The sequence below is a fragment of the Spirillospora sp. NPDC049652 genome (assembly GCF_040675125.1).
Lineage (GTDB): Bacteria > Actinomycetota > Actinomycetes > Streptosporangiales > Streptosporangiaceae > Spirillospora.
The window spans coordinates 1-9,368 of the sequence record NZ_JBFAOF010000211.1; the positions used below are offsets into that span (position 1 = coordinate 1).

Sequence of the window (9,368 nt, forward strand, 5' to 3'; positions counted from 1 at the left end):
ATCGCCGCCGCGCACCACGTCTCGCTGCGCTACCTGCACCGGCTGTTCGAGTCGCAGGACCGAGGTGCGCCAGCTCGACCGGACCCAGCGCCGCTTCTTCCGCCTGCTGGGGCTGCTGCCCGGGTCGTCGTTCGACGAGTACGTCGCGGCGGCCGTGGCGGACGTGTCCCTGCGCGACGCCCGGACGATGCTGGAGGACCTGCTCGACGCCCACCTCGTCCAGCAGCCCGCCGCGGGCCGCTACCGGCTGCACGACCTGGTGCGCGAGCACGCCCGCCGCGCCGCCGCCGAGCAGGATTCGCAGGAGGAGCGCGACCGGGCCGTCCGGCGCGTCCTCGACTACTACGTTCACGCGGCGGCCGCCGCCGAGGCCGCGATGCCGTACCTGTCGCGCAGGCGGTCACCGACCGCGGGCGAGCCTCCGGCGGCGCTTCCGGCCTTCACGCACAAGCACCAGGCGCTGTTCTGGTTCGTCACCGAGTACACGAACCTGATGACCGTCTTCGAGACCGCGGTCGCGACCGGAGCCGACGTCCACGCGTGCGAGCTGCCGCGCTTCATGCGGGCCTTCTTCGCCCGCCGCTGCGGGACAACGCACCTCAATGTCCTCTTCGAGCGGGCCCTGGAGGCCGCGCGCCGCCTGGACGACCCGCTCCGGCTGGCCGAGGCCCACAGCGACCTGGGCTTCGCGCGCTACAACGCGGGCCGGATGCCCGAGGCGCACGCCGCCTACGACACGGCCGAGCCGCTGGTGTCGCGGACGGGCGACACCTGGGTGCTGGCGGAGCTGACCATGCGCCGCGCGTTCCTGCTCTGGGACGAGGGCAACGTGCAGGAGCCTCTGAGCCTGTTCTGCGAGGCCGCCACGCTCTACGACTCCATCGGCTCCCTGATGGGCCGGGCGCACGCGATGGCCAACGAGGCGTGGGCGCTCCTCCAGCTCGGCTACCGCGACGCCGCCGCGACCCGGGCCCGGGCCGTCCTGGACCTCGCGGGGACCGAGCCCGACTGGCCGTCCACCCTGACCGCGCGCCTCACCCTCGGGATGGCCATCATCGGCGAGGACCCCGACGAGGCGACCGGTCACCTCACGCAAGCCCTGGACGCGGCCCGCGAGGACAGCCACAAGCACAACGAGGCGTGGTGCCTGAACTGCCTGGGCGTGGCCCTGCGCCAGCTCGGCCGCTACGACGAGGCGCTCGCCAGCCACCGCCAGGCCTTCGCGCTGCTGGACGAGCTCTTCGAGGAGCACTGGAAGGTCCACTTCCTCAACGGCTACGGCGAGACGTGCCGCCTGGCCGGGCTCCCGGAGGAGGCCCTCCGGCTGCACCGCCAGGCGCTCCGCCTCGCGCCGGAGGTCGGCTACCGCTACGAGGAGGCCCTGGCCCACGAGGGCATCGCGGCCGTCCTCGCCGACACCGACCCGCCGACCGCCGCCCGGCACCGGGCCGCCGGCCAGGCCCTGCTCCAGGCCACCTGACGCCCGGCCGCCCGGTTCGGTTGACCCGCCAGGTGATGAGATGCATCACTTTGCCGGGCGTTTACCTAGATTGCTAGCTTTGCGGCCCCCGGCCGAAGCCCTCCCGGAAAGTCGGCGCAATGATCAGAAGCAGAACCCTGGTGGCGGTCGGCGCCCTGGCGGCGGCGGGACTCCTCGTCTCCCCGGTGCTCCGGTCCGAGGACGCGGGCGCGGCGAACAGCGCCCCCTGCGCCGTCACGACCGGACGGCCCTGGTGCGACCGGGCCCTCACCCCGGACCGGCGCGCGGACGTCCTGGTCGAGGCGCTGACCGCGGACGAGAAGCTGGCGCTGCTGGCCGGGGACGACCTGGTCGGGCCGCTGCGCGCGGCCGACGACGCCAAGTTCCGGGCGGGGACGGTCCACGGGGTGCCGCGCCTCGGGATCCCCGACCTCTACCTGGTGGACGCCGGGTCCATGGGCGTGAAGCAGGGCCCGAACACGGCGCTGGCGGCCGGGCTGTCGCTGGCGGCGACCTTCGACCCCCAGGCGGCGCGGCGGGCGGGCGCGGTGGTGGCGGACGAGGCCGTCCACCACGGCAACGACGTGGTCCTCGGCCCCGCCGTGGACATCCTGCGGACGGCCCGCAACGGCCGGGCGTTCGAGGCGTACGGCGAGGACCCGCTGCTGTCGGCGCGGATGGGCGCGTCCTGGATCCAGAGCGTCCAGGCCAAGGGGCTGATCGCCGAGGTCAAGCACTTCCCGGCCAACAACCAGGAGGCCAACCGGTACGCGGTGAACGCGGTGGTGTCCGAGCGGACGCTGCGGGAGGTGTACCTGGCGCCCTTCGAGGCCGCGGTGCGCGACGGCAAGGCCGGCAGCGTCATGTGCGCCTACAACCTGGTCAACGGGCTGCCGAGCTGCTCCAGCACCCCGCTGCTGGACGGCGTGCTGCGCAAGGAGTGGGGTTTCGACGGGTTCGTCGTGAGCGACTGGCTGCGGGGCGCGAAGAGCACCGTCGGGTCGGTCCAGGCGGGGCTCGACCTGGAGATGCCGGTCGGCCTCCAGTACACCCCGCCCGCGGTGCAGTCGGCGCTCCAGGACAAGAAGATCGCCTGGGCGGACGTGGACGGGCTGCTGCGCGCCCGGTTCCGGACGTTGTTCGCCTTCGGGGTGTTCGACCGGGCCCGTCCGGCCAACGACGGCCGCATCGACTACGCCGCGAACAACCGCACCGCCGAGCAGCTCGCCGAGCAGGGCATCACGCTGCTCAGGAACACCGGCGGGGTGCTGCCCCTCAAGGCGGGCGCCAAGATCGCGGTGATCGGAAAGCCCGCCGCGCAGGTGCGGTCGGGCATCGGCTCGGCGTACGTCAAGCCCGTGTCGTCGGTGACCCCGCTGAAGGGCCTGACCACGCGGGCGGGCGCCAAGAACGTTGTCTACCGGGACGGCACGGACGTGGCCGCCGCCGTGAAGGCGGCCAAGGCGGCGAAGGTCGCGGTGGTGGTCGTCGCCGACGCCCGCGCCGAGGACGCCGACCTGTCCTGCCTGACGCTCCGCTGCGGCGACGGCAAGCTCGGCGACCAGGACAAGCTGGTCACGGCCGTCGCCGCCGCCAACCCCAACACGGTGGTCGTGCTGCAGACCGGCGGTCCGGTGCTGACGCCGTGGGCCTCCAATGTGCGCGGGATCGTGGAGTCCTGGTACGCGGGCGGGCACGGCGGGACGGCGATCGCGCGGGTCCTGTACGGAGACGTCGATCCCGGCGGACGACTTCCGGTCACCTTCCCCGCCGCCGAATCGCAGGCCCCCGTCACCGGAAACCCGGCGCAATACCCGGGCGTCGGGAACACAGTCCGCTACACCGAGAACCTGCTGGTCGGATACCGGCACTATGACGCCAAGGGCTTCGCCCCGCGATTCCCCTTCGGATACGGGCTTTCTTACACCGGTTTCAAATTCACCGGCCTGAAGATGTCGCGGACCGGCGTGAGCGTCACCGTGACGAATACCGGCAAGCGCCGGGGATATGCCGTCCCGCAGCTGTACCTGGGGCTGCCGTCCAGCAAGGCCGTGCCCGAGCCCGCCAAGCAGCTCAAGGGGTTCGGCAAGGTCGCGCTCGCCCCGGGGGCGTCCGTCCGCGTGACCTTCCCGCTGGACGCCCGGGCCTTCTCCTACTGGAATGAGACGAGCCATTCGTGGCAGCAGCTGAAGGGCTGCACCAAGGTGATGGTCGGCACTTCCTCGCGCTCCGTCGCGCTCAGCGGAAACCTCTGCTGAAAAGCATCCGGGCCCTCCGCCGGAGGGCCCGGAAAAACGACAACGGCGGCCGATCGGCCGCCGTTGTTCCGTTCCTGGAGCGGATGACGGGAATCGAACCCGCGTAGCTAGTTTGGAAGACTAGGGCTCTACCATTGAGCTACATCCGCATGACCGAGGCAGGGCCTCGTCCGTGACCGTAGCGTACCGGGTCTTGGGACCGGTTGTCGCTTCGGATAACGGCTGAGGGTGGAGGCGGAGGCCCCTGGAGACCCCGCCTCGCCCCGTCCGTCGGGCTGGCCGGATTCGAACCGGCGACCCCCGCCACCCAAAGGCGGTGCGCTAGCCAAACTGCGCTACAGCCCGCAGCGCGCAGCAGTCTATCCCGTTCCGCGGCATCGGCGCAGAGTTGCGTGCGCGAGTGATGTGTTCCTTCGGCCGACTCGCTCCTCCATGGGACTTTTCCCTGGTGGACGTGGAGATGCGGCCTATGGGGGGTAGGGACGCCGTGACGGGGGATCGAGGGGGAGATCATGAAGGCCGTCCAGTTCCGCGAGATCGGGAGACCTCCCGAGGTCGTCGAGGTGCCGGACCCGGAACCCGGGCCCGGCCAGGTGCTGCTGAAGGTGACCGCCGCCGGGGTGTGCCACTCCGATTTCGTGGTGATGCGGGGCCCGGCGGAGCTGGGCATCGAGCTGCCGCTGACCCTCGGGCACGAGGGCGCGGGCACGGTCGCCGCGCTCGGCGCGGGCGTCACCGGCCTGGAGATCGGCGAGTCCGTCGCCGTGTACGGGCCGTGGGGCTGCGGGACGTGCCCGGAGTGCGCTCAGGGCAAGGAGAACTACTGCCGCCGCGCCGCCGCCCTCGGGATCAGGCCGCCGGGGCTCGGCGCGCCCGGCGCGATCGCCGAGTACCTGCTGGTGGACGCTCCGCGCCACCTCGTCCCGCTGGACGGCCTCGACCCGGTGCGGAGCGTCCCGCTGACCGACGCCGGGCTCACCCCCTACCACGCGATCAAGGCCGCGCTGCCGTCCCTGGTGCCGGGCAGCACCGCCGTGGTGATCGGCGCGGGCGGCCTCGGGCACGTCGCGATCGAGCTGCTCCGCGCCCTCACCCCGGCCCGCGTGATCGCGCTCGACGTGTCGGACCGGAAGCTGGCCCTCGCCGAGTCGGTCGGCGCGCACGAGGCCGTCCGGTCCGACGAGAAGGCCGTCGCGCGCGTGCGGGAGCTGACCGGCGGGTTCGGCGCGCAGGCCGTGTTCGACTTCGTCGGGGCCCCGCCCACCACCGCGATCGCCACCGGCGTCGCCGGGACCGAGGCGGACGTCGCGATCGTCGGCATCGGCGGCGGCGCGGCGAAGGTCGGGTTCGGCGAGATCGCCTACGACGCGGCCGTCCGGGCGCCCTACTGGGGCAGCCGGTCCGAGCTGATCGAGGTCCTCGACCTGGCCCGCGCCGGGGCGCTGGACGTCCAGGTCGAGGCCTTCTCCCTCGACGACGCGCCGCTCGCCTACCAGCGGATGCACGAGGGCGACATCAACGGGCGCGCCGTCATCGTCCCGAACTGAGCACGTCCCGGACGGTCCGCTCGGCCGCCGCGAGCGCCTCGGGCAGCGCGTCCGCGCGCCGTCCGCCCGCGTTCGCGACCGGGCCGCGCCCGCCCGCGCCGCCGCCGACCACGCGCGCCGCGTCCGCGAGCAACTCGCGCGCCTGGACGCCGAGCGCCGGCGAGACCGCCGCGACCAGCAGCGACTTCCCGCCCGAGACCGTGCCGAGGACGACCGCGCCCGGCCGGGGCAGCAGCGCGACAGTGCGCGACGCCAGCTCGCGCAACGACTCCGCCGGGACGCCCTCCACGCCCGCGCAGACCACCAGGCCCCCGCCGCCTGAGGGCGGCACCGCGTTCGCGGACGCCGCGAGGCGGGACGCGCGCGCCGTCAGGTCCGCCGCGCGGAGCGCCGACAGCTCGCGCTCCGCCTCCGCGAAGGCCGCCAGCCGCTGCCGCAGCCGGTCCGGCGCCCGGTCGGCCGGGACGGACAGCAGGCCCGCCAGCTCGTCCAGCAGGCGGCGCTGGGCGTCGTGGTGGCGCAGCGCGTCCGGCCCGGTCAGCGCCTCGACGCGGCGCAGCCCCGACCCGGCGGACGACTCGCCGAGCAGGTGCACCGGGGCCGCCTGCGCGCCGTGTCGGACGTGCGTGCCGCCGCACAGCTCGCGGGACGCGTCGCCGATGTCCACGATCCGCACCCGCTCGCCGTACCGCTCGCCGAACAGCGCGACCGCGCCCGCCGCGTCCGCCGTCGCACGGTCCGCCTCCCAGACCCGCACCTCCGGGTCGTCCAGGAGGTAGTCGTTCACGAGCGTCTGGACGGTCGCCAGCTCCGCCTCCGAAACCGCTGCGAAGTGGGCGAAGTCGAACCGCAGCCGCCCCGGCTCCACCCGTGAGCCGCGCTGCGCCGCGTGGTCGCCGAGGACGCGCTTCAGCATCGCGTGCAGGACGTGCGTCGCGCTGTGGGACCGCGCGATCGCCGCCCGCCGGCCCGCGTCCACGGCCGCCTCCGCCTCGTCGCCCGTCCCGACCTCGCCGGACGCGACCCGGACGGTGTGGACGTGCAGCCCGTCCACGCCGAGCCGGGTGTCGAGCACGTGGAGGGTCGCGGATGGCGTGACGATGCGTCCGGTGTCGCCGACCTGCCCGCCCGCCTCCGCGTAGAACGGGCTCTGCGACAGCACAAGTTCCACCGTCGATCCCTCATGCGCGCGCGCAACCTCGGAGCCGCCGTCGAGAAGCGCCAGGACGCGTCCCTCCGCGGACGTCCGGTCGTAGCCGACGAACTCGGTACGGCCGTGCCGCGCGAGCACTCCCCGGTAGAGGTCCTGCCGCGCGACCGCGTCGCCCTTGCGTCCCTGGCCCGCGTCGTGCGCCCGCTTCCGCTGCGCCTCCAGCAGGCGGCCGAACTCGTCCTCGTCCACGGAGAGGCCCGCCGCGCGCGCCGCGTCCAACGTCAGGTCGATGGGGAAGCCGTAGGTGTCGTGCAGCTCGAACGCGGTCCGGCCCGGCAGCGTCCCGGGCGAGGACGCGATCGCCGACTCCAGGAGCCGCGAGCCCTGCCGCAGCGTCCGGTCGAACCGCTCCTCCTCCGCCGCGACGACCCGTCCGACCAGCGCCCGGCCCGCGACCAGCTCGGGCCAGAAACCGCCGAGGCCGTCCACGACGCGTCCGGTCAGGTCCGCGAGCAGCGGACCCTCGATCCCGAGCAGGCGCGCGTGCCGGATCGCCCGGCGCAGCAGCCGCCGCAGCACGTACCCGCGCCCGTCGCCGGACGGCAGCACGCCGTCCGCGATGAGGAACGCCGCCGTCCGCGCGTGGTCGGTGACGATCCGCATGGACGCCGAGACCTCCCCGCCGTGGCGGCCCGGGTATTCGCGGCCCGCCCGCTCCTGGACGAGCCGGAACGCGGGCAGCAGCATGTCGGTCCCGCAGGTGGTGTCCACGCCCTGGAGGATCGCGGTGAGCCGTCCGAGCCCGAGGCCGGTGTCGATGTTCTTCGCGGGCAGCGGGCCGAGCACCTCGTAGCCGTCCTTGCCGTCGCCCTCACCGCGCAGGCTCTCCATGAACACCAGGTTCCAGAGCTCCTGGTAGCGCTCGCCGTCCACGGCCGGGCCGCCGTCCGGGCCGAACGCCGGCCCCCGGTCGTAGTGCAGCTCCGAGGACGGCCCGCACGGTCCCGGGACGCCCATCGACCAGTGGTTGTCGGCCATGCCGAGCCGCTGGATCCGGTCCGCCGGGACGCCGAGGCTCCGCCAGACCGCCTCCGACTCGTCGTCGTCGCGGAACACCGTCACCCACAACCGGTCCCGCTCCAGGCCGTAGTGCCCGGTCATGAGCTCCCACGCCCACGGGATGACCTCGCGCTTGAAGTAGTCGCCGAACGCGAAGTCGCCGAGCATCTCGAAGAACGTGTCGTGCCGGGTCGTCCGGCCGACGTTCTCGATGTCGACGGTGCGCACGCACTTCTGCACCGACATCAGCCTGCGGTGCTCGGGCACGCGTTCGCCCAGGTAGTAGGGCTTGAACTGGTTCATTCCCGCGTTCGTCAGCAGCAGCGTCGGATCGTCCGGCACCAGCGGGCCGGACGGGACGCGCACGTGGCCGCGCTCGCGGAAGAAGGTCAGGAAGGTCGAACGGACGTCGTCGGACAGCATGGCGGAACCTCACGGAAGGGTCGGGACAGCGGCGCACACCGCCGAGCCGGACCGCGCGTGCGCGCGTTCTCCGGCTCGGCGCGGCTAGCTCGCCGTCCCGTCACGTGAGGGTCCATGGTCCTGAGAGTGCTCCCGGTGGCCGTTCGGATGGCGCCCACGGTAGCCGCCGGGAGCGCGGCCGGCACCCGGTTAACCGTCCGACGCCCGGCTGTCGTAGGCGGCGCGCGCGGCGTCGATCTCCTCGCCGTTCGACTCGGTCCAGACGATGAGCGGCTCGATCGCCTCCAGCATCGTCCGGCCGAGCTTGGTCAGCGTGTACTCGACGCGCGGCGGGATCTCGGGGTACACGGTGCGGACGACGAACCCGTCGCGCTCCAGGCCGCGCAGCGTCACGGTCAGCATCCGCTGGCTGATGCCGACGCACTCGCGCTTCAGCTCGCCGAACCGCTTGGTGCGCTCGCCGAGCAGCGCGATGACCATCAGCGTCCACTTCTCGGCGACGCGGTCGAGGGTCTCGCGGGCGCGGCAGGCCTCGGGGGAGTGCTCGCTCAGACCGCTGAAGTCCATGGTTATCTCCGGGTGCCTGAGGCAGGGAAAAGTGCCTTCTTGTGGGGGCGGGCGAGGTTCTCGCAGGATGAAGGCGGTTCCTCCGAGGAACCGACTTACTCACCAGAACCTACTTCCCTGCAGCAAGGAGACACGATGACGGCCCAGCTTGTCGAGATCCCCGGCTACGTCGCGGGCACCTGGACGGTGGACACCGTCCACTCGACCGTCGGGTTCGCCGTCCGGCACCTGATGATCAGCAAGGTGCGCGGCCGGTTCGCCGACTTCGACGCGACCCTCGTGACCGGGGCCGACCCGCTCGACTCCAGCGTCACCGCGACCGTCCGGATGGCCTCGGTCGACACCGGCAACCCGCAGCGCGACGCGCACCTGCGCGCCGCCGACTACTTCGCCGCCGACGAGCACCCGACCATGACGTTCCGCTCGACCGGGCTGCGGCCGGCGCGCGGCACGGGCCGGTTCGAGCTGGCGGGCGAACTGACGATCAAGGGCGTGACCAGGCCCGTCACCTTCGACCTGGAGATCGGCGGGTTCGGCCCGGACCACTTCGACCCGGACGGCGGCGGCGCGCGCGCCGGGTTCCTGGCGACGGGCGTGATCGACCGCACCGAGTTCGGCGTGGACAGCAACATGCCGATCCCGGGCGGTGTCGCGCTCGGCGAGAAGGTCGAGATCACCCTGGAGGTCGAGGCGGTCCTCGCGGCCTCAGCCGAGTAGCGCGGGCAGGTCGGCGAGCGTGGTGATGCGGGGGACGTCGGCGGCGGAGCCGGTGCCGGGGCGGTCGAGCCAGACCCCGGTGAGGCCCGCCGCCGCGCCCCGCGCGTCGGTGTCGAGCAGGTCGCCGACGTGCAGCACCGAACCGGCCGGCAGCCCCAGCCGGG

The 9,368-nt window shown here is 73.3% G+C and carries 6 protein-coding genes and 2 tRNA genes; 4 read left to right on the top strand and 4 right to left on the bottom strand.

Annotation, left to right across the window (positions count from 1 at the left end; genetic code table 11):
- A partial coding sequence (locus AB0J52_RS16225; RefSeq protein ID WP_500182383.1) for a tetratricopeptide repeat protein occupies positions 1 to 1,480 on the top strand: 1,480 nt, incomplete at its 5' end.
- Positions 1,481 to 1,599: 119 nt separating this feature from the next.
- Positions 1,600 to 3,738 (top strand): glycoside hydrolase family 3 C-terminal domain-containing protein, encoded by a 2,139-nt coding sequence (locus tag AB0J52_RS16230; RefSeq protein WP_500182384.1) that lies wholly within the window; start codon positions 1,600 to 1,602, stop codon positions 3,736 to 3,738.
- Between the two features lie 75 nt (positions 3,739 to 3,813).
- Here AB0J52_RS16230 and AB0J52_RS16235 read toward each other — a convergent pair.
- A tRNA-Gly gene (locus AB0J52_RS16235) sits at positions 3,814 to 3,887 on the bottom strand.
- Between the two features lie 121 nt (positions 3,888 to 4,008).
- Positions 4,009 to 4,083, bottom strand: a tRNA-Pro gene (locus AB0J52_RS16240).
- A gap of 167 nt (positions 4,084 to 4,250) precedes the next feature.
- Here AB0J52_RS16240 and AB0J52_RS16245 point away from each other — a divergent pair.
- Complete coding sequence (locus AB0J52_RS16245) at positions 4,251 to 5,285, top strand: NAD(P)-dependent alcohol dehydrogenase (RefSeq protein ID WP_500182385.1); 1,035 nt, start codon at positions 4,251 to 4,253, stop codon at positions 5,283 to 5,285.
- Here AB0J52_RS16245 and alaS read toward each other — a convergent pair.
- Both alaS and AB0J52_RS16255 read right to left on the bottom strand, forming a co-directional pair.
- On the bottom strand, positions 5,269 to 7,920 hold the full coding sequence (gene alaS / locus AB0J52_RS16250; protein WP_500182386.1) for an alanine--tRNA ligase: 2,652 nt from the start codon (positions 7,918 to 7,920) through the stop codon (positions 5,269 to 5,271). The genes AB0J52_RS16245 and alaS overlap by 17 nt on opposite strands.
- Positions 7,921 to 8,109: 189 nt before the next feature.
- Positions 8,110 to 8,487, bottom strand: coding sequence for a winged helix-turn-helix transcriptional regulator (locus AB0J52_RS16255; protein ID WP_500182387.1), 378 nt, complete (start codon positions 8,485 to 8,487; stop codon positions 8,110 to 8,112).
- A 135-nt stretch (positions 8,488 to 8,622) separates the two neighbouring features.
- On the opposite strand from AB0J52_RS16255, the gene AB0J52_RS16260 reads away from it, so the two are divergent.
- Positions 8,623 to 9,204 (top strand): YceI family protein, encoded by a 582-nt coding sequence (locus AB0J52_RS16260; RefSeq protein ID WP_500182388.1) that lies wholly within the window; start codon positions 8,623 to 8,625, stop codon positions 9,202 to 9,204.
- The last annotated feature ends 164 nt before the right edge of the window (positions 9,205 to 9,368 follow it).

What these genes read in the sequence shown, in the direction of transcription:
- AB0J52_RS16230 (WP_500182384.1), top strand. Translation starts at nt 1,600, where the DNA reads ATGATCAGAAGCAGAACCCTGGTGGCGGTCGGCGCCCTGGCGGCGGCG.
- AB0J52_RS16245 (WP_500182385.1), top strand. Translation starts at nt 4,251, where the DNA reads ATGAAGGCCGTCCAGTTCCGCGAGATCGGGAGACCTCCCGAGGTCGTC.
- alaS (WP_500182386.1), bottom strand. Translation starts at nt 7,920, where the DNA reads ATGCTGTCCGACGACGTCCGTTCGACCTTCCTGACCTTCTTCCGCGAG.
- AB0J52_RS16255 (WP_500182387.1), bottom strand. Translation starts at nt 8,487, where the DNA reads ATGGACTTCAGCGGTCTGAGCGAGCACTCCCCCGAGGCCTGCCGCGCC.
- AB0J52_RS16260 (WP_500182388.1), top strand. Translation starts at nt 8,623, where the DNA reads ATGACGGCCCAGCTTGTCGAGATCCCCGGCTACGTCGCGGGCACCTGG.